Raw genomic sequence first — 20,098 nt, 5'->3', positions numbered from 1 at the left:
GGAGCACCGTGGATGGCCCTTCCCGCCGAACCCGGGGCGTGGAAGGGCGTCCACGACCGGCCACGGACGTCTCGCCCGCACGGCCGGCGGGGCTCAGCCCCCTTCCCAGCTGATGTCGCGTTCTGATCACGCGGGCATGGCCCCGGTCGAGATTGACCTACCGCCACCACCTGCCGCGATGACTTTCCGAGCCTGACGGGACCGGTACAGGCCGCGCGAAGATCCGCATAGCCAGCAGGTAGGTCGTTCGTACGAGCACAGGATCCGGGGTCACGCCCGACGGCAGATCGAGCACATCGCCCGGGGCCGGCAGCCGTGAGGCGATGCCGGAGTCCTGCGGGCCGCACGTACTCATCCGCGGGTCGGAGCACGCGGATGGAATGGTGTCGAATCACCATATTTCATGCTAGGGCGCTTACGCTGACGCACAGTGAACTTTGGCCCGCTGAGGTCTTGTCAGCACGGTGGTGCAGTCGGCCCCGCCGGTGATGTGGAGGCGCGTCGGTGATGAGACGCGAAAGCTCGGGGCCCGGTCGCGGCCCGTGGTCGTGGGCCCAGGTGGTGGCTGTGGTGGGACCGGCGCTGTCGGTCGCGGCTGCCGTCATCGCACGGGCCGTTCCGGCTCCGGGGCCCGCGTCGCCACCCTTCCGGTTCTTCGAGCGAGAGGTACGGTGATGATGGGATCTGGGAAACGGCGGCTGCGGGGCTCGGCCCGGCACGATACGGACATGAGCAGGGCCCCGCGGTGGGAGACCTGGGTGCGCGCCCTGGTGGCGGGGCTGGTCGTCCTGGGGGCTGTGGCCGTGCCGGTGACGGCTGCCGTCCCGGCCCAGGCCGCGACGTCGGGGACCTTCGCGTACGTCACCAACGTCGGCGCGAGCAGCGTGTCGGTGATCAACCTGTCCACCAACACCGTCACCACCACCATCCCCGTCGGCAACCACCCCGCGGGAGTGGCGTTCACCCCGAACGGCACCACCGCCTACGTCGCCAACGCCTTCGCGAACAACGTGTCGGTGATCGACACGACCACCAACACCGTCACCGCCACCATCCCGGTCGGCACCGAACCCCTACGGGTGGCGTTCACCCCGGACGGTACCACCGCCTACGTCACCAATGTGGGCTCGAGCACCGTGTCGGTGATCGACACGGCCACCAACACCGTCACCACCACCATTCCCGTCGGCCTCGGCCCCAGCGCGGTGGCGGTCAGCCCGGACGGCACCACCGCCTACGTCACCGCCCAGGGCGCGAACACGGTGTCGGTGATCAATACCGCCACCAACACCGTCACCGCCACCATCCCCGCCGGCACCCAACCCGACGGGGTGGTGTTCACCCCCGACGGCACCACCGCCTACGTCAGCAACGACCTCTCGAACGACGTGTCGGTGATCAACACCGCCACCAACACCGTCACCACCAACATCCCCGTCGGCACCAACCCCGAAGCGGTGGCGATGAGCCCCGACGGCACCACTGCCTACACCGCCAACTTCACCTCGAACAACGTGTCGGTGATCAACACCGCCACCAACACCGTCACCACCAACATCCCTGCCGGCCTCGGCCCCATCGCGGTGGCGTTCAGCCCGGGCGGCACCCGCGCCTACGTCGCCAACGAGAACTCCAACAACGTGTCGGTGATCAACACCGCCACCAACACCGTCACCACCACCGTCACCGTCGGCACCAACCCCTTCGGGGTGGCCACGGCCAGGGTCCCGGTGGTGGCCACCGCCACCTGCCCCACCGGCAGCGTGATCACCGGCGGCGGATACCAGCAGAGCGGCGGCGCCGTCCCACCCACCGAGGTGACCAACCGACCCGTCGGCAACACCTGGCAGGTCCTCGCCGACAACCAGAGCACCAACTACACCAACGTCACCCCTTACGCGGTCTGCGCGCCGTGAACCGCGTACCGATCATCCGGACGCACCGTCAGCTACCGCGCTCATCCGCGTGTATGGCCTGACCGCATCCGTCCACCTGTCCACAACCTGGGAGACGAACACCATGAGACTTCACCCGTTGGGGCCTCTGCCCCGGCGCAGCGTGCATCGGGCAGCCGGTAGTGCGGCGGCATTGATCGCCGTGCTGCTCACCGGCGCCATCAGCCCGGAAGCCGGCGCCGTGCAACTTCTGGACTCACCGTCCGGTCATGGCTGCCATGAGCGGCACTGTCCGCAGATCGGCCCGACCGGCCCGACCGGACCCACTGGCGCGGCCGGTGTGACCGGTCCGACCGGACCCACTGGCGCGGCCGGTGTGACCGGTCCGACCGGACCTACTGGCGCGGCCGGTGTGACCGGCCCGACTGGCCCCACTGGCGCGGCCGGTGTGACCGGCCCGACCGGAGCCGCTGGTGTGACCGGCGCGACTGGTCCGACCGGACCCACAGGCGCGACCGGTCCAACCGGACCCACCGGGTCCACCGGGCCAACCGGACCCACCGGGTCCACCGGGCCGACCGGATCTACCGGGTCAACCGGATCTACCGGGCCGACCGGTGCGACCGGGTCAACCGGGCCAACCGGAGCAACGGGGGCCACCGGACCAACCGGGCCTGACACCACCACCATCGTGACGGGAACCCCGGTGGTGGTCCCGCCGAACCCGGTCGTCTAGGTGCACTGACCACGGAGGTTGACGACAGGACTCGCACTGGCGATCTCGAAATGAGTGAGGGCCTTCTGGCTCGGTGTGGATCACGACATCCGCACCGAGCCAGAAGGCCTTCATGTCGCACCGTGATGCACCACTGGCCGAGACCGGTCGCTGGCGCCTGGCCCGCTACACGGTGAAAAGGCCACGGTCAGCGGCGCCGGCGGCCATGTTCTTGCCCGACCCGGCGCGGCGTTCGCCAGGCGGCGAACAGGATGCCGGCAGCGCCGATGACCGTCTGAAGCGCCCCGGGGCCGGCCAGCAGGCAGATCGCGGTGCACACGGCCAGGATCGACAGGAGTGCGACCAGGTCGAGCCTGCGGTAGTCGGGACTTGCCTTGGATTCCGGGGCGGGCTCCGGAGCGGCGGACTCGTCCTGCGGCGGCTGAACTTGCGATGACACTGCTGATCTCCCACGGTCGGGAAGGACGGGTCCCGAGGAGCTCAACCCCGCAAAACCAAACAAGCCGCATCGCGCCGCATGTCTCCTGGGGTTACTTCCCCGGCCCCCACCGCTTGCGCGACGAAGCCCGCCCCCCAAAGATCATGCAGCCGAGCGGCTACACATCACCCATGTAAGACGAGTACTGAAACTGTGTCAACTCTGGTCTCTCCTATGGACATTCGATCACGCAGGTACGAAATCGCCGTGATCAATCGGTGGCGGACGGAGGGGCGCGGCCCGTTGGCGCGCTCGGTGCGGCCGGTGTCCGTCGCAGAAGATTCCGAGCTCGCGGAGCATGTGGATGAGGCGGTTCTGCCACCGTCGTTGAACAAGGCGGTCTGCTCACGAAATGATCTTGAATGCCGCTAAAATCATACTTTTTTTGTAAGTGTGGGGAAAGGCGAAGGATCATGGGGGATTCCGGATTCACAGTGCGTCCGGACGCACTCGGCTCATACGGGTACGGCCTGGAGGTGCAGCGCGAACAGATCTGGGACATACGATGACCGGCCGACAGGAGAGTCCGCGGCACCCGCGGAGCGGCCGGGCGGAGTACACCAATGCCGCCCCCAGGGAACTGGCCATGGACTGGGTGGAGCCGTTCGAGCGGCTTCACGGGGTGGTCAGGGTCGGGCTCAGCAACCTGATCCGCCATCGGCTGCCGCGCAAGTACCGTCCGCCGAAGCCGCGCACGCCACGGAGTGAGCGTGACAAATGGATCAGTCGGATCATCGCCGTGGTGGTGGTTCCGCTGCTGTTGTACTACCTGCTCCAGATCATCGGCGCCTTCCTCTGGGAATGGACATGGGCGTTCATCCGGGTGGTCCGCCGGTCGTTCCGCGGCCGGGCCTTCGTCGGCGGCTGGGGCAGCAGGGCGGGCCAAGTCGTCATCGATGTGCGCACCGGGGAGGACTGGAGCTATGAGAACGAGTCCGCGCTGATCGCGTTCACCGACCACCGGATCCTCCTGGTGGGTGCCAGTAGGGGCGGACTGCTCGGAGAGTTCCCGCGCAAGGAGCTCATCTGGGTGGACATCCGCCACCTCGGTCTCTCCGAGCGGGTCGACCTGCACTTCGCCGACCAGTCGATGGTCGCCGTGGAAGCCGGTCGCGAGGTCGCCGAACAGCTGCGAGAACTGAGCGGTAGCCGCCCCCGCTGACCGAGCAAACCGCAGGAACCGAACAACCCGAGAAAACCGGACGGGCCGTCCCCGGCGAACGACCGGGGACGGTCCTGGCGGCACAAGTGGCCAAGCGGATCGGGGGACTTCGACCAGATCGTAGTGACGGTTCACGGTGCGGGCGTCGTACACCCGGCCTGTTCCCGCAGGAGTTCGGTGCGCAGCTCGGGGTCCGGGCCCGGGACGGTGGCGAGGGCGCGGGCGAAGTCCTCGGCGGCGGCGGCCTGGTCGCCGAGTCGGCGGTGTGCCAGCCCCCGGTTGTAGAGGGCGACCGGGTCGGGGTCCAGTGCGATGGCGCGGTCCAGGTCGGCGATGGCGCCGGGGGTGTCGCCGCGCTCGAAGCGGACCGTCGCGCGGTTGGTCCAGGTGGTCGGCAGTTCGGGGGCGTGTTCGACGGCCCGGGTGAGCAGGGCCTCGGCTTCGGGGAGCCGGCCGCGTTCGGACTGGACGAGGCCGAGTACGCAGAGCAGATGCGGCTGGTCGGGGGAGAGCCGCAGGCCGGCCCGTGCGTCGCGTTCGGCGAGCTTGAGTTCGCCGCCGTCCAGGTGCAGGCCGGCCCGGTTGACCAGGGCGTCGAGGTGGTCGGGGACGAGTTCGAGGGTCCGGTCAAGGTCGGCCCGGGCTGCCTCCGGCTCGCCCAGGTCGGTGTGGGTCTCGGCGCGGTTGTAGTACGCCTCGGGGATGTGCGGCCCGAGGCGGATCGCGGTGCCGTAGTCGGCGATCGCGTCCCGCAGGTGTCCGGTGGCCCGGTGGAGGGCGGCCCGGTCGACGTAGTACTCCGCGTTCTGCGGGTCCTGCGCGATCACCGCGTCGAGGTCGGCGAGCGCGCGGGCCGGATCGCCCAGCGCGAGGCGCAGCTGGGCCCGGTTGTGCACCAGCCGTGCGCGGTCCTGCGGCCGTTCGCCGGGCTCAAGGGTCTCGGTGAGCCTCGCGATGCCGTCCTCGACCGTCCGCAGCGCCGCAGCGTGGTCGCCGGCCCGGCTGTCCAGCAGGGCCAGGCCCTGGCGTTGGAAGACGGTGGTGACGGTGCGCTCGCGCGGGTCGTCGAGCCGCTCGGCGAGCGCGAGCGCGCGCTCCAGCCAGGTACGGGCGGCGGCGAGGTCCTGGTCCGGCGCCGGGAGGTGGCGGGCGTGGAGCATGGCGGTGGAGTAGGCCGCGGACAGGTGGATCTTGGGTTCGTCGGTGACCTGCCGGGCGTGGTCGTAGAGTCCGACCGCCTCGGCCGGGCGCTCCAGTGCGGTGAGCGCGGTGGCCAGCATGGTGGTGAAGGCCCACCAGTTCCGCAGGTCGCTCGCCGGGGTGACCAGCCGGCGGCCATGCTCGGCCAGGCGGACGGCGTGCTCGTAGAAGCCGCTGTGCAGGCTCAGTCGGAGCGCGGTGCGCAGCGCGTCGGCGCCGTCGGTGGCGGGACGGGTACCGCGTTCGCGGTGGTAGGGGATCGCGCCCAGCTGCCAGGACCACTCGCCGGTCGCGGCCAGCTCGTCGGCGCGTTCGTCGTGCCGGGTGGGGCTGTGGAGCTCGTCGGCGTCGGGGGTCTCGGGGGCCGGCCCGGGCGGGGGAGTGACGGACCGGGCGTACCCGGCGATGGTTGTCGCAAGCGCGGCGGGCAGCGAGGCGCCGCCGACGTACAGCCGCAGCCGGCGCGGTTCGACGCGCCGCAGCAGGGTGTCGATGAGCTCCACGGTGGTGGCGTCCGCCTGGTCCACCCGGTCGAACATGACTGAGGCCGGTGCCCGTCGGCCCGCCGCCCAGGCCGCGACGAACTCACCTATCCCGTAGGCGAGATGGCGGGTGCGCCGGGCCGGGTGGAACCTGATCTGGACATCCGCGACGTCCAGCGCCGCCACCGCCTCGCCGGCCCAGGTCATCTCCGGCTGCAAGTCCCGTACGGCGCTGAGCAGTTCGACCTGGTGCCGTTCCACCAGTGCGGAGCGGCCCTGCTCCAGGACGAGGCGGCTGACGAACTCGCCGACCCCGCCGTAGGGCCCGCGCTGCCAGACGTGGCAGTCGAAGGCGCCGAGGAACCCGTCCGCTCCGGCCGCTGCCGCGCGCCGGTCGCGGGACAGCGGTGCCTCCAGCCAGACGTGCCGCATGCTCGACCCTTCTCTCCCCGTGTCAACGGGCCTGAAGTGGGCACCATGACAGCCCACTTCAGGCCTGAGGGCTGCTCGCGTTCGGCTGTCGCAGGGACGGCTCGGTCCCGCTCGCCCGCCGCACATGACGCCAGGTCACCGGAGCTTGGAGGCCGGGACCCACTCGGGGCCGTCCTCCTCGCCCGCACGGCGGCGCGCCGGGCTCTCCGAGTGCCCTGGCGACACCTCCCGGTGTCAGCGGCGCCTCGGATCTACCAGCACCACTGGTCCCAGAGTCGGCGTGCGTTGCCGGTCAGGGCGACGGTACCCGCCTTACGGGTCGTCATCTTCCGCATGTTTCGCCTCCTTCGATGTACGGGTGTGGTCGGCCGGGATGTGCGGCGACCAAGCCGATGGTGATGGTAATTCGCATAAACTGTCAAGGAATTGAGCACTCCGCTCTCCGTGGTGGCGTGGCCGGGCCGGCGGACGGCAGGGCGGGGAGCGCGGCACCGTACGCGGCCCAGCGGGCCGGGCGGGGGATGACACGGCTCACCGGAACTCCTCAGCTGGCCGTCGGGGAGTTCAGAAGCTCCGCGTGGCGGACCGTGAACCCGCCCTGGACGACCGGGGCGAACGGCGCCGGGGCCATGCAGGTGCCGACCACCGGCTGGACCGGCTTGCCCGTGGCGTCGACGTCGAGGTTGGCGACGCCCCAGGAGAACCCGAGGCGGTCCTTGCTGTGGCCGTGGCGATCGTTCCCGCCGCCGTCGTACACGCTGAAGCCCACCCGCTCACCGGTGTTGCCCATGTCCGAGCTGGTGATCACGGCGGTCAGGGAGGCGACCCGGTCGCCGGTCACCAGACAGTCGACCGCCGCCTCGGCGCGGTAGGTGGTGTTGCTGGCGGCCACGTGGTGGGAGAAGTGGACGGTGCCGCGCGCGTCGGTGGGCAGACCGTCCTCGAGCTTCGGAACGCCGGGGAAGCGGCGGGTGAAGGGGGCGGCGACGGCGTCGAAGCTGAACCAGATCTCGTCGTCCGGCGAGAAGGTGTAGAAGATCCGCGCGGACCCGCTGACGGCCGCCAGACGGGCGGGCCGCCCGGCGGTGCCGTCCGGATCCGCGGGCCCGGTGGCGGAGGCCGGAGCGGTGCTGCCCAGCGCCGCCAGCGCGAGCCCGGCGGCCGCCAGTGCGAGGCCGGTACGGCGGGCACGTCCGGCGTCCTGCGCAACGGAGGTACGGAACACGGTGAACTCCTCTCGGCAGTGGCCCGGTTGGCCACCTTCCCGGTGCCCGACCAGCTTCGCCGCCGGGGCGGTGCGCCGACCATCTGCTGATCGGCAGAGGCTCGGTCCCGCACCGGTCGGCGGCTCTGCCGATCGGCAGAGCGCGTCCGCCGAGTGCCGGTCGTACGCTCGTGCGGTGAGATCTTCACCTGAACCGGATTGGCGGATCGGAGTCATGACGCGTCGTCGACGATCGGTGGCTTTCGCGCTCGGGGCGGCCGGAGGGGCGGCCTGCGGGGCACTGGGCGTCGCCCGCGCGGCGGATCCGGTCGCCGCCGTGCCCGCCGCCGTCGCCGCCGCGCTGCTGCTCTGGCTGCTGGGGAGCTGGCCGTACGCCAGGGCGCGGGTCTGGCCGGCCGTCGTCGTGGCGGGCCTGTCGCTGACGGCGACCGCCGTCGGCCTGCTGTCCACCGGGCTTGGCGCCACCGAGGGAGCGGCCTGGCAGCTGGCCACGTGCGGCGCCCTGTTGGTACTGCTGGCAGGCGTGGTGCGCTGGGCTCCGGCCCACCGGGTGGTGCCGGTCGGCGGGGCGGCGGGCAGCGCGATCACGGTGTGGGTCGCGCCGTACCTCGCCCCGGCGGGCTGGCCCGAGAGGATCTCCGCCTGCGCGTTCTGGTCGCTCGCCGCCGTCGGCGCGGCCGCCCTCGGCGGCTATCCGCGCTGGGTGGAGCAGCGCCGGCAGACCTCGATCGAGGCGGCCCGGCGCGAGCAGCGGCTCCAACTGACGCGGGATCTGCACGACTTCGTCGCCCACGACGTCGGCGGCATGGTCGCGCAGGCCCAGGCCGCCCGGTTCGTCGCCGCCACCGACAGCAGCCAGAGTGCGCTCGCCCTGGAGCGGATCGAGACCGCCGGCCAGCGCGCGCTCGCCGCAATGGACCGGATGGTGCACGCACTGCACGAGGATGACGCCGCCGCGCCCCGGCAGCCCACTGCCGGCGTGGAGCAACTGGACGAACTGGTGGGGGAGTTCTCGGCGATCGGTGCCCCTCGGGCGCGGCTCCACCTCGTGCCGGGCGCGCGCGAAGCGCTCTCCCGTGAGGCGGGCAGCACCGCCTACCGGGTGGTCACGGAGGCGCTGACCAACGTCCGGCGGCACGCGCCCCGGGCGGGCCGCGTCACGGTGACGCTCACGCCGGTCCGTACCGCGAGCGGACCGGCCGTGGCAGTCCGGGTGGTCGACGACGGGCCCGGTGAGCGGCCCGACCCCTCCGTGCCGCCGACCCGCCTCGGCCTGCCCGTCGGCCTGCCCCGGCGCGGCGGCCGGGGCGGGTACGGGCTGCTCGGCCTCGCCGAGCGGGTCCGGGCGGTCGGCGGGACCCTCAGCGCCGGGCCCGGACCGGACGGCGGTGGCTGGCAGGTGCTGGCCGTCCTGCCGAGCAACCCGGCTCCCGGGCGGCCGTCCTGAGCAGGCATCATGAGCGGTGTGGTGACGCGCATACTGCTGGCCGATGATCAGGACGACGTCCGCAGCGGCTTCCGGCTGGTCCTGGACTCGCAGCCGGACATGACGGTCGTCGGTGAGGCCGCCGACGGTGTGACCGCCGTCGAACTCGCCCGCCGTCTGCGGCCCGACGTGGTCCTCGCCGACATCCGGATGCCCCGCCTCGACGGTCTGGAGGTGACCCGGCTGCTGGCCGGGCCGGAGGCGGAGCAGCCGGTCCGGGTGATCGTCGTGACCACCTTCGACCTCGATGAGTACGTCCGTACCGCGTTGCGGTACGGCGCCTGCGGGTTCCTGCTGAAACGTTCCGGCCCGAACCTGCTGATCGAGGGCGTCCGGGCGGCGATGGCCGGGGACACGTTGATCAGCCCCCAGGTCACCGTCCGCCTGCTGCGCCACCTGACCGCCCCGGAGCCGGCCCGGCGGCCGGACCTCGTACTCAGCGAGCGCGAGCAGGAGGTGGTCCGGCTGGTCGCCGCCGGGCTGACCAACGCCGAGATCGGGGCCGAGCTGTTCATCTCGGCCGGTACCGCCAAGACTCATGTCGCCAACGTCCAGGCCAAGTTGGGTGTACGGAACCGGGTCGGCATCGCCGCCTGGGCCTGGGAGGCCGGTGTGGTCCCGCCCCGCCCCTGACGTGCGACCGGCCGCGCCGGTGTCGCGGCCCGGTATTTCGAAGCCCCCTCAAGCGGCTACCTGACCGGCCACTGGCGGCAAGGGGCATAAGGTCCAGCGCGGTTCGGTTTTCACGCCGATTCGGACAGAATCCCATGATCATTGGCTCTGCTATTACTCGCCATAGGCAATGTATTTACCCAAGCGGATTCTGGCGACCATGACTAGAGATCAGATCGGCCGACTCATCGGCGGCGCCCTCGGTGCCCTCCTCATCCAGGCGGGCACCGGAGCCCTACCGACCAGCCTCGGCGTGTTCCTACGGGCCCTCGCCCTCGTGACCCTGGTGGGGATGTTCGCCGCACAGCGTCGCGGGGCCACCGGCGTCCGCACCCGCGAGCGGGCGGACGGCTCCGGTACGCGGTTCGGGCGGCGTTACTGGTACGCGGTGGCCGCCGGGGCGGCGGCGCTCGTGGCCGGACTGGCTGTGATCTACGGCGTCCTGCACGCCCGGAACGCGGCCCTGGGCTGGGCCGCGTTCGTGGTCGGCGTGCACTTCTTCGGACTCGCCACCACCTGGAACCGGCAGTCCCTGCGCGTCCTCGGCGGCGCGGTGGCCGGGTGCGGACTCGTCGCACTCGCTCTGGCCGGTGCCGCCGCCCCCTACGCCGCTGTCGCGACCGTCGGCGGTGTCGTCCCGGGTGCGCTCCTCCTCGTCTCCGTTCGGAGCGACGCTTCCGCCTCCGTTCGCCCGGCAGACCCGGCCGAGTAGGAAGGCGGACCTTTCGGCCGGATCCCGTTCGTCGGCAATTCCCGGGCCGCGTACGACGGTTGCCGAATTCCCTCCACGGCGACTCGCGTCGCCGATTCAGCGGGTTCAGCGGCGCAGGGTGGTCTCCCGCCGCATGTGCGACAGTTTCTCGGGATTGCGCACGGCGTAGAGACCGGTGATGAGGCCGTCGTCGATGCGCACCGCCACGACGGTGTCGATCGCGTCGTCGAGCCGGAGAACCAGCGCCGGGCAGCCGTTGACCTGCGCCGGCCGGAGTGACCCCATGGTGGCGATCCTGCCCAGCCCGGCGGCCAGCAGGCGGCCCACCTTGTCGGCTCCCACGACGGGCCGCGGGACGGCCTGCCTGACTCCGCCGCCGTCACCCATGAAGACCACGTCCGGCGCGAGGATGTCGAGCAGGCTCCGCAGATCGCCCGTTTCGGCCGCCCGTCGGAAGGCATCGAGTGCGTGGCGGGTCTCGGCCGGGGAGACGATCCCGCGCGGCCGGCGCGCCGCGACGTGCGCCCGGGCCCGGTGCGCGATCTGGCGCACCGCGGCCGGGCTCCTGTCGACGGCCTCGGCGATCTCGTCGTACCCGAGGTCGAACACCTCGCGCAGTACGAACACCGCCCGCTCGGTCGGCGCGAGCGTCTCCAGCACCAGCAGCATCGCCATCGAGACGCTGTCGGCCAGCTCGACGTCCTCGGCCACGTCCGGGGCGGTGAGCAGCGGCTCGGGAAGCCAGGGGCCGATGTAGGACTCCCTGCGGCGGCCGAGCGTACGCAGTCGGCTCAGCGCCTGGCGCGTGGTGATCCGGACCAGGTACGCACGCCGGTCCCGCACCGTGGCGAGCTCGACGCCCGCCCACCGCAGCCAGGTCTCCTGCAGGACGTCCTCCGCGTCGGCGGCCGAGCCGAGCATCTCGTAGGCGACGGTGAACAGCAGGTTGCGATGGGCGACGAACGCCTCGGTGGCGGGGTCCGTGCGTCCGCCGCCGGTGGTCCGCCCGGCCGTGTCCTCCGTGCGTTCGCCGTGCTCGCTCTTCACCGGCTGCTCCTGCCTGTTCGCTCTCGACGCTGTCACGCGCACAAGACGCCGGTCCCCGCGGCTCTGTGACACCGGTGAGCGGTGGCGTACCTCACACGACGCCGCCGTCACGGGGAGCGGGCCGCCGGCATCTTGTGTCCGTCCGGCGCAACTCCAGCGCGACGCCACAAGTGAGGACGAGTCATGGACGCCCGATTCGACATGTTCGACAACGAGATCGCCGTCAAGTTCGCCAAGCGGTTCGCCAATGCCAGTCTGGTGATCCAGCAGTCGCCGCTGCCGAAGTCCACGCAGGAGCTGGTGTCGCTGCGCGCCAGCCAGATCAACGGCTGCGGTTGGTGCATCGACGCGCACACCAAGGAGGCCGCGGCCGCAGGTGAGACCGCGGTCCGGCTCAACCTGGTCGCCGCCTGGCGCGAGTCCACCGTGTTCACCGAGGCCGAGCGGGCCGCGCTGGCGCTCGCCGAAGAGGGCACCCGGCTCGCCGACGCCCACCACGGCGTGTCCGACGAGACCTGGGCCCGGGTGCGCGAGCACTACGACGACGACCAGATCGCCGCGCTGGTCTCCCTGGTCGCCCTGATCAACGCGGCCAACCGGCTCGCCGTGATCGTGCACCAGCGGGGAGGCTCCTACGAGCCCGGCATGTTCGCCGCCGCGTTCAACTGATCGGCGGAGGAATGCGGACCGGCCCGGGATCATCAGGTCCGGGCCGGTCCGGCGAAGTGGGTGGAGTCCACGCGGTGCAGAACGATGTGCTCCTCAACTCCGCTGCCGCGTACGGCCCTTCGGGCGTGATTCCGTCCGGCGGCGCCAGGAGGACGTCACCTGCGGCGCAGGCCTACGCACCCGGAGAGGCCGTTCGCGCTCCCCGGCCGTCCACCGGGCCCAGCCACTGCGTCAGGGCCCCGCGCACCTCGTCCGGGCCGGGGTTCTCGGCCGCCCACGCGGCATGGCCGTCGGGCCGGACCAGCAGGGTCGGGCGCAGGCCGACCGCCGGGGCGGCCGTCACCACCCGCTCCGCCCACGGCGCGGCGGCCTCGGCGACATCGCACCCCACCAGTACGAACTTGCCCTCCCGCAGCGCCTCGTAGAGCCGGGCCGGCTCCCCTGCCAGACGGAGGTCCGGTACCCGGCGCCCGGTGAGCGGATGGGAGCCCAGGGGTGCGCGGTAGGCGATCCCGATGCCGGAGATGCCGCGTGACGCGCGAGGCTCCACCACGACCAACCGGTGTACGACGGTGGTCAGCGCGGTCCGCAGAGCGCGGACCAGAGGTGACCCGGTGGTGACGGCCGTGAGGAGTGCGTGACTGATGCGCAGGACCATGCGCCCCACCGGGTGACGCTCCGTGTGGTAGCTGTCCAGCAGCGCATCGCCGGCCCAGCCGTGCACAGCGGCCGCCAGCTTCCACCCGAGGTTGGCGGCGTCCTGCAGCCCGGTGTTCATGCCCATGCCGCCGGCGGGCGAGTGGACGTGTGCGGCGTCGCCCGCGAGGAACACCCTTCCCAGCCGGTAGCGGGGTACCTGCCGCTCGTCGCTGTGGAACCGCGAGAGCCACCGCGGGTCGTGCATCCCGAGGTCGTCGCCGATCGTGCGCTTCGTGATGTCCCGGACGTCCTCCAGGGTGACCGGCGCATCGTCGGGTTCCTGTTTCCGCCGGTCCCAGGCGACGATCCGGTACCAGCCGTCCCCGAACGGGGCGAAGAACGTGAAACCTTCCACATTCGAGCTGAAATTGAAGATCCTGTCAGGGGCGCGGTCGAGCAGCACGTCGGCCAGCATCACGGAGCGGATGGCCGACTTGCCGGGGAACGGCAGACCCAGGACCTGCCGGACGGTGCTGCCGACTCCGTCCGTACCGACGGCGTAACCGGCCCGGAGGGTGGCCGTGGTGCCGTCCGAGCAGCGCACGTCCACGTCGACGCCGTCCCGGTCCTGCCGCAGTCCGGTGGCCCGGGTACCGCGGAGGATGGTGGCCCCCGCCTCCTCGGCCCGGCGCAGCAGGGCCCGCTCGACCTGCCACTGGGGAATGGTGAGGATGAAGGGGAAGCGCGTCCGGAGCCCGGAGAAGTCGATACTGAGACGGCCGAACGGATGCATCGCCCGGGTCGGTGTACCGATACGGAGCAGTTCGTCGGCCAGGCCCCGGGCGTCGAGCTGTTCCAGGGTGCGCGCCTGGAGGCTGAAGGCGCGGCTCAGGTGGGACTCGTGATCGCGCTGCTCCAGCAGCGTGACGTCGACTCCGGACTTGGCGAGGTCACCCGCGAGCAGCAGGCCGGTCGGTCCGGCCCCGACCACCAGAACGTCCACCGCCCCGTTTCGGTTCGGGGAGGCACCCGGTGACATGTCCGTCGTGTTCATGCTCCCGAGTGTCAGCTCTGTCCGAGGGCGCTGCACGGCGAGACGGCGAACGGCGGCGCACGTCGCCCTCCGGGCGAGCTCCCGAAGGGCCGGCGGGTACGGGGCGGGCCGGCGCCGGACTCCCGGTCACGTCCACAGGGCCTGGGCGAGCGCGTTGCCCAGGAAGGCGGCGCCCAGACCGGCCGTCAGACTGCCGGCCACGTTGGCGGCGGCGAAGAGCCACGCGCCGGTCTCGGCCAGCCGCAGCGTCTCGTAGGAGAAGGTGGAGTAGGTGGTCAGGGAGCCGCAGAAGCCGGTGCCGACCAGCAGTTGCACCTGTGCGGACGCGGCCCCTGCGTGGGCGGCGCCGGCGACCAGGCCGAGGACGAGGCAGCCGGCGACGTTGACGGTGAAGGTGCCCCAGGGGAAGACGGTGTCGTGCCGGGCCTGGACCGCCCGGTCGGTCAGGTACCGCAGCGGAGCGCCGACGACCGCTCCGAGGACCACCATCAGCCAGTTCATCCCGTTACCCCCTCGGTGTGCTCGCCGTGGCCGGCGTAGCGGGGTGCCCCGACCTCGGCGAGGAACACCGGCTCCTCGCCGACCGGTCCGTCCGGCCGTGCGCACGGCGGCCGTCGGTGCCACCCTTCGTTCTCCCCGGCGGACGCCGTCAGCCGCGACGCCGGACCTGCCGGCCCGGTCACCGCCTCCTCCGCCCGATCGCCCACCGGGTGGCCGTCGCGGCGGCCCACACCGACAGCATGGCCGAGGCCAGGGTGGCCGCCAGATAGCCCAGGCCGGCCGCGGCGTGTCCGCCGTCGACCAGGCGCTGGATGTCCACCGCATAGGTGGAGAACGTGGTGAACCCGCCGAGCACCCCGGTGCCGAAGAACGGCCGCACCAGCCCGTGCACCGCCCAGGCCTCGGTGATCAGCACCATGAACACGCCGATCACCGCGCACCCCGAGGCGTTGACCAGCAGCGTCGACCAGGGGAACGCCCCGGGGCCGACCGGCCACAGCAGGGACGCGCCGTAGCGCGCCGTCGCTCCGATCACCCCGCCCAGCGCGATGGCGGACAGTACGGGCAGCTGCCCGGACGCCACCCGGCGCCGCCGGGCCTCGGGGAAGTCCACGGCGGCGCCGACAGGTTCGGCCACCGGCCCGGAACGCTCCATGGGGGGCACACCTCTCCTACTCGTGGGCACCCGGGCAGGCGGGTGCGACTGTCACAAGTAGGGACCGTTGGCGGCCGCGGCCGCGGTTCGGGTACGGCGGGCCCCACCGCCGCTCAGCGCGAGAACGCGCTCCCGCCACCTTACCGAGACCGCCCGCCCGCGGGAAACAGCGGCCCGGGTTCCCCTCCGGGCCGCTGCCGGCGGGGTCCCGCCTTCCGTGCCGTAGCCGGGGCGGGAACGCCCGGGGCGGCGGTCGGCATGGTGTTCATCCGGCTAGTGCCGTATCAGGCAACGTTCGCCCTGCCGGAGGCCCTGCCTGTCCATGGCTTCGGCCGCTGGTGATAATCGTCCGATGAGCGCCATCGAACGCCCTTTGCCGCCCCTGAACGCCGACGAGCGCACCACGCTCGAAAGCTGGCTTGACTTCCACCGCGCCACCCTCGCCATGAAGTGCGAGGGCCTGGACGATGAGCAAGCCATCGTCGCGTCCGTGCCACCGTCCGGCTTCACATTGACCGGCCTCGTCCAGCACATGGCGGAGGTGGAGCGGAACTGGTTCCGCCGAGTGTTCGCCGGAGAACAGGCCCTGCCCATCTACGACCCGCGGGCCGACCCTTCTGGCCCCGACGGCGGCTTCGAACTGGCCGAGGGCGCCACACTGCACGACGCTCTGGCCACCTGGCACGCGGAGATCGCCCATGCCCGCGAGCTCTGCGCCGCCCGTGCCCTGACCGACACCGGCCGTTTCATGGAGCAGGACGTCAACCTCCGCTGGATCTACGTCCACATGATCGAGGAGTACGCCCGCCACAACGGCCACGCCGACCTGCTTCGGGAGCGCATCGACGGCACCACTGGTGTATGACACCAGATCAGTTAGGGTCCGACCTATTGTGAGGTGATGCGCCGCCGGGTTCCGTGCCGGGCGGCGCGTCGTGTCAGGGTGCTTGGGTGGCTGAACGTGTGCGCGTGCGCGAGATCGATGACGATGAGGGACAGCGGCTGCTGCGGATCATCCGCAGGGGCACCGGGTCGGTGGTGACCTGGCGGCGGGCCCAGATGGTTCTGCTGTCGGCTCAGGGTATGCCCGTGGCGAAGATCGCCGAGGTGACCTTCACCAGCGCGGACCGGATCCGGGACGTGATCCACGACTTCAACGTCGACGGCTTCGCGGCGCTCTACCCGAAGTACAAGGGTGGTCGGCCGAGGACCTTCACCCTTCCCGAGCGCCGCGAGATCAAGAAGACCGCCAAGTCCAAGCCGGCCGAGCACGGCCTGCCGTTCTCGACCTGGAGCCTGGCCAAGCTGGCCGACTTCCTGGTCGCCGAGGGGGTGGTCGACGACATCAGCCACGAGGGCCTTCGGGTCCTGCTCCGCGAGGAGGGCGTCTCCTTTCAACGCGTGAAGACCTGGAAGACCTCGAAGGATCCCGACTACGAAGCGAAGAAGGCCCGCGTCGAGCACCTCTACGCGATCGCCGACGGCGAGGTCATACCCGAGGAGGGCGAGCCCGAAGTCATTTTCTGTCTGGACGAGTTCGGCCCGCTCAACCTCCAGCCACACCCTGGCCGGCAGTGGGCCGAGCGCGGCGGCAAGGGTAAGGATCCCGACCGCGAGCCGCGGCCGAGGCGGCGGGCTACCTACACCCGCCCGCACGGGGTGAGGCACCTGTTCGCCGCCTATGACCTTGCCAAGGACAAGCTCTACGGCCACATCAAGAAGACCAAGAACCGCTCCAAGTTCCTGGAGTTCTGCCGGTACCTACGCAGCCTGTACCCGGCCGACGTGCGGATCGCGATCATCTGCGACAACTACTCCCCGCACCTGACCACCAAGCGCTGCCGCCGGGTGGCGAAGTGGGCCGAAGCGAACAACGTCGAAATCGCCTACACCCCCACCAACTCCTCATGGCTGAACCGCATCGAGGCCCAGTTCACCGCCCTGCGCTACTTCACCCTCGACGGCACAGACCACGCCAGCCACAAGGAGCAGGGCAGCATGATCCGCCGCTACATCATCTGGCGGAACAAGCACGCCACCGACGAACGCCTACGCAAGATCGTCAACAGGGCGAACGTTGCCTGATGCGGCACTAGAGTGCCGCCTTCTGGGGCTTCGTGGAGACCACGATGACCGTTGTGGTGCCGGCGGCGAGGGCCTGCGTGAACTCGCGTTCCAGGTCCTCGGTGGTGTCGACGTCCACGGCGCGGCAGCCGAAACCCCGGGCCAGGGAGGCGATGTCGATGCCGGGCAGGTCCAGCCCCGGCACGCCGGGTGTGTCCTCCAGCTCCGCGAAGGACTTGAGGATGGAGTACTCGTTGTTGCGCATGACCACGTAGACGATCGGCAGCCTGTGCTGGGCGGCCGTCCAGATGGCCTGGACGGAGTACTGGAACGAGCCGTCGCCGATGAGGCCGATGACGGGCCGGGAGACGGCCCTGGCCCGGTCGGCCAACGCGACCCCCACCGCCGCCGGGGTGGCCCAGCCGATGCCTCCGCTGGCGGTGGCGAAGAACGAACCGCTCCTGACGGTCGGAAGCCACTCGATCTGCTGGGCCATGGTGGAGGTCGACTCGTTGACGATGACGGCGTCGAGGGGCCTCACCTTGCTGAGGGCGTCGTAGACCTCCGGAGGGGTGAGCGGGCGGTTCGGTGCCGACGGGAGCTTCCGGGGCCTTTCCATCGGCGTGGGGGCGCTGCGCGCGGACCCTTCGGCGACCCGTTCGAGGAGCAGGTCGATGGCGGTCCCGGTGTCTCCCAGGAGGCTGTCGCCCATCCGTGCGGCCGCGGCGACTTCGGGGTTGCCGGTGATGTGCAGCAGCTCCGTCCCGGCCGGGAGGTAGTCGCCGGGAACGTAGGGGTAGTAGCGGAACACCTCGCCGCCGATCACGACGACCAGGTCGTGACCGGCCAGCCGGTCGCTGACGGCCTTGATGGAGATGCCGAGCGGGCCGCGGAAGAGCGGATGGTCCTCGGGGAAGGAGGCGCGGTCCAGCAAGGGGGCCCCGTAGACGGCCGCGCGCAGCTTCTCCGCCAGGGCGACCGCCGAGTCCCAGCCGCCGCTCCGGTCCACCTCCGGTCCGAAGACCAGGGCGGGCCGGCTGCTGGCCGAGATGCGGTCGGCGAACTGCCGCAGGCGCTGCTCGTCGGGGACCACCCGGTCGCTCACGGTGCGCAGACGGGCGGGGCCGGCCAGCGGCCGTTGCCAGTCGTCGAGCGGAATCGACAGGTGGACCGGCCCCGCCGGCGGCTGGAGGGCCATCGCATAGGCCCGCATGAAGGCGTCCGGAACGTCCTCGGCGCGTGCGGGCTCGTAGGACCACTTCACCCACGGCCTGGGCATGGTGGTCGCCTCCCGGTTGCCCAGGTAGGGATCGCCGATGACCATCTCGCGGTGCTGCTGCCCGGACGTGACGATCAGGGGGGTGTTGCCGTGGTACGCGGTCACCAGATTGCCCAGGGAGTTGCCCAGCCCCGCCGAGGAGTGGACGTTGACCAGCGCCGGGCGCCGCGTGACCTGGGCGAAGGCATCGGCCATGGCGATGACCGAAGCCTCCTGGAGCGCCAGCACGTAGGTGAAGTCGTCGGGGAAGTCCTGCAGGAACGGCTGCTCCGTCGAACCGGGGTTGCCGAAGACGGTGGTCAGTCCAAGAGCGCGCAGCAGGTCGTAGGTCACGCTGTGGACCGTTGATCGTGGAGCCACTGACACCACCAGATCTCTCATCGTGATGCTGATGCTTGCCAAGGGACGGTAGGAGCTCCCCGCTGACGGATGCTCACCGGGCTGACGGGCCGGAGGGCCGTGCCGGTGTGCTGCCCGCGGTGCACCGCCCGGGGGAGGCCATTCGTTCCAGTATGCGTCGGACGGGAGCGGCCGTCGGGCGCTTCCGTCGTGTTCACCGCGGGTTGCGCCGTTCGCGTGAGCTTCTCAACGGCCCCCAGGGCGCGGTCAGATGACCGATAGCGCCCGCGCTGTCCGGCGCGCAGGCTGGGGGCATGGACACCATCGTGCTTGGAAACGTGGAGATCACCCGCGTGGTCGAGCTGGCCGCCGGAGGCCGTGCCCGCGACTACGTCTTCCCCGACGTGCCCGTCGAGCACTGGCGGGCGCACGAGGACTGGCTCGCCCCCACCTTCCTGGACCCGGCGGCCGACGAGGTCCGCGTCATGATCCAGACCTGGCTGGTCCGCAGTGAGGGCCGGACGATCCTGATCGACACCGGTGTCGGCAACGACCGCGAGCGCCCGGCCATGCCGTCCTTCCACCACCTGCACACCGGCTATCTCGGAGAGCTGGCCGCGGCAGGCGTCCGCCCGCCGGACGTGGACACGGTGATCTGCACCCACGTCCACGGCGACCACGTCGGCTGGAACACCTGCCTGACGGACGAGGGGGAGTGGAGGCCGACCTTCCCCAACGCCCGGTACGTCATCCCGCGCGCCGACTTCGACTACTGGAACCCGGCCAACGGACACCGGACCCGCTCCGGCCCCGGGATGGCCAATGTCTTCGAGGACAGCGTCGCCCCCGTGCACCGGGCCAGACAGACCGTGCTGTGGGAGGGTGACCACTACGATGTCGACGCCGGGCTCCGCATCGAGCCCGCCCCCGGCCACACGCCCGGCTGCTCCGTCGTATGGCTGCGGTCGGGCACGGAGCGGGCGGTGTTCGCCGGCGATCTGCTGCACAGCCCGCTGCAGATCGCGGAGCCGGACGACTGCCCCCGCTTCGACGAGGACGAGCCCCGCGCACGGGTGAGCCGCCGCCGGGTCCTGGGCGAGGCCGCGGACCGGGGCGCCCTGCTGTTCCCCGCGCACTTCCCCGGGCCCGGCGCAGCCGAAGTGCGGCGCGCCGGCGACCGGTTCGCGGTGAAGAAGTGGGCGGCATGGCGGTGCGGGGGTGCGGCGTCCTCGTCGTGACCGGCCTTGTGGGACTCGTTCTTGACCCCCCTGCCGGGAGGCCATAGCGACTGCTCCCCGGTGAGGAGGTGGTGGGTGCGTACGGCGCGCGGCGCAGCCGGGCCAAGGCTTCCAGGGGGCGCAGGGAGGCGGG

Annotated in this window: 17 protein-coding genes; 9 read left to right on the top strand and 8 right to left on the bottom strand. The window is 71.4% G+C overall.

What is annotated here, in order from left to right; genetic code table 11:
- Positions 1–728: 728 nt before the first annotated feature.
- On the top strand, positions 729–1,916 hold the full coding sequence (locus ACSMTC_RS09935; protein ID WP_436559302.1) for a YVTN family beta-propeller repeat protein: 1,188 nt from the start codon (positions 729–731) through the stop codon (positions 1,914–1,916).
- Between the two features lie 902 nt (positions 1,917–2,818).
- On the opposite strand, the gene ACSMTC_RS09930 is transcribed toward ACSMTC_RS09935, so the two are convergent.
- On the bottom strand, positions 2,819–3,070 hold the full coding sequence (locus tag ACSMTC_RS09930; RefSeq protein WP_436559301.1) for a hypothetical protein: 252 nt from the start codon (positions 3,068–3,070) through the stop codon (positions 2,819–2,821).
- A 544-nt stretch (positions 3,071–3,614) separates the two neighbouring features.
- On the opposite strand from ACSMTC_RS09930, the gene ACSMTC_RS09925 reads away from it, so the two are divergent.
- A complete protein-coding gene (locus ACSMTC_RS09925; RefSeq protein WP_436559300.1) occupies positions 3,615–4,271 on the top strand; it encodes a hypothetical protein in 657 nt (218 codons plus the stop codon).
- A gap of 131 nt (positions 4,272–4,402) precedes the next feature.
- On the opposite strand, the gene ACSMTC_RS09920 is transcribed toward ACSMTC_RS09925, so the two are convergent.
- Together ACSMTC_RS09920 and ACSMTC_RS09915 are read right to left on the bottom strand one after the other, a co-directional pair.
- Positions 4,403–6,385, bottom strand: coding sequence for a tetratricopeptide repeat protein (locus tag ACSMTC_RS09920; RefSeq protein ID WP_436559299.1), 1,983 nt, complete (start codon positions 6,383–6,385; stop codon positions 4,403–4,405).
- Positions 6,386–6,929: 544 nt separating this feature from the next.
- Positions 6,930–7,610, bottom strand: coding sequence for a hypothetical protein (locus ACSMTC_RS09915; protein ID WP_436559298.1), 681 nt, complete (start codon positions 7,608–7,610; stop codon positions 6,930–6,932).
- Positions 7,611–7,824: 214 nt separating this feature from the next.
- On the opposite strand from ACSMTC_RS09915, the gene ACSMTC_RS09910 reads away from it, so the two are divergent.
- From ACSMTC_RS09910 to ACSMTC_RS09900, 3 genes are all read left to right on the top strand, one after another.
- Positions 7,825–9,057, top strand: coding sequence for a sensor histidine kinase (locus ACSMTC_RS09910; protein WP_436559297.1), 1,233 nt, complete (start codon positions 7,825–7,827; stop codon positions 9,055–9,057).
- A gap of 9 nt (positions 9,058–9,066) precedes the next feature.
- Entirely contained in the window at positions 9,067–9,729 is a 663-nt protein-coding gene (locus ACSMTC_RS09905; protein ID WP_436559296.1) for a response regulator, read from the top strand.
- Between the two features lie 199 nt (positions 9,730–9,928).
- On the top strand, positions 9,929–10,480 hold the full coding sequence (locus ACSMTC_RS09900) for a hypothetical protein (RefSeq protein ID WP_436559295.1): 552 nt from the start codon (positions 9,929–9,931) through the stop codon (positions 10,478–10,480).
- Between the two features lie 105 nt (positions 10,481–10,585).
- On the opposite strand, the gene ACSMTC_RS09895 is transcribed toward ACSMTC_RS09900, so the two are convergent.
- Complete coding sequence (locus tag ACSMTC_RS09895; protein WP_436559294.1) at positions 10,586–11,527, bottom strand: RNA polymerase sigma-70 factor; 942 nt, start codon at positions 11,525–11,527, stop codon at positions 10,586–10,588.
- 183 nt (positions 11,528–11,710) lie between these two features.
- On the opposite strand from ACSMTC_RS09895, the gene ACSMTC_RS09890 reads away from it, so the two are divergent.
- Positions 11,711–12,196 carry a carboxymuconolactone decarboxylase family protein gene (locus ACSMTC_RS09890; protein ID WP_436559293.1) on the top strand — a complete coding sequence of 162 codons (486 nt, stop codon included), beginning with the start codon at positions 11,711–11,713 and terminating at the stop codon, positions 12,194–12,196.
- 172 nt (positions 12,197–12,368) lie between these two features.
- Here the strand turns inward: ACSMTC_RS09890 and ACSMTC_RS09885 are convergent, their stop codons facing one another.
- From ACSMTC_RS09885 to ACSMTC_RS09875, 3 genes are all read right to left on the bottom strand, one after another.
- On the bottom strand, positions 12,369–13,889 hold the full coding sequence (locus ACSMTC_RS09885) for an FAD-dependent monooxygenase (protein ID WP_436559292.1): 1,521 nt from the start codon (positions 13,887–13,889) through the stop codon (positions 12,369–12,371).
- Between the two features lie 126 nt (positions 13,890–14,015).
- Positions 14,016–14,390 carry a fluoride efflux transporter CrcB gene (gene crcB, locus ACSMTC_RS09880; RefSeq protein WP_436559291.1) on the bottom strand — a complete coding sequence of 125 codons (375 nt, stop codon included), beginning with the start codon at positions 14,388–14,390 and terminating at the stop codon, positions 14,016–14,018.
- Positions 14,391–14,568: 178 nt separating this feature from the next.
- Entirely contained in the window at positions 14,569–15,045 is a 477-nt protein-coding gene (locus ACSMTC_RS09875) for a FluC/FEX family fluoride channel (RefSeq protein WP_436559290.1), read from the bottom strand.
- Between the two features lie 352 nt (positions 15,046–15,397).
- On the opposite strand from ACSMTC_RS09875, the gene ACSMTC_RS09870 reads away from it, so the two are divergent.
- Entirely contained in the window at positions 15,398–15,910 is a 513-nt protein-coding gene (locus ACSMTC_RS09870; protein ID WP_436559289.1) for a DinB family protein, read from the top strand.
- An 86-nt stretch (positions 15,911–15,996) separates the two neighbouring features.
- Complete coding sequence (locus ACSMTC_RS09865; RefSeq protein ID WP_436559288.1) at positions 15,997–17,130, top strand: IS630 family transposase; 1,134 nt, start codon at positions 15,997–15,999, stop codon at positions 17,128–17,130.
- Between the two features lie 7 nt (positions 17,131–17,137).
- On the opposite strand, the gene mdlC is transcribed toward ACSMTC_RS09865, so the two are convergent.
- Complete coding sequence (mdlC, locus tag ACSMTC_RS09860) at positions 17,138–18,721, bottom strand: benzoylformate decarboxylase (protein WP_436559287.1); 1,584 nt, start codon at positions 18,719–18,721, stop codon at positions 17,138–17,140.
- A gap of 320 nt (positions 18,722–19,041) precedes the next feature.
- Here mdlC and ACSMTC_RS09855 point away from each other — a divergent pair, with 320 nt between their 5' ends.
- The gene (locus ACSMTC_RS09855; RefSeq protein WP_436559286.1) at positions 19,042–19,965 is read left to right on the top strand and encodes an MBL fold metallo-hydrolase; all 924 of its coding nucleotides are present in this window, start codon (positions 19,042–19,044) and stop codon (positions 19,963–19,965) included.
- The last annotated feature ends 133 nt before the right edge of the window (positions 19,966–20,098 follow it).

Source organism: Kitasatospora sp. HPM-01-4 (genome assembly GCF_051374625.1).
GTDB lineage: Bacteria > Actinomycetota > Actinomycetes > Streptomycetales > Streptomycetaceae > Kitasatospora.
This window is presented reverse-complemented; position numbering and strand designations above follow the sequence as displayed.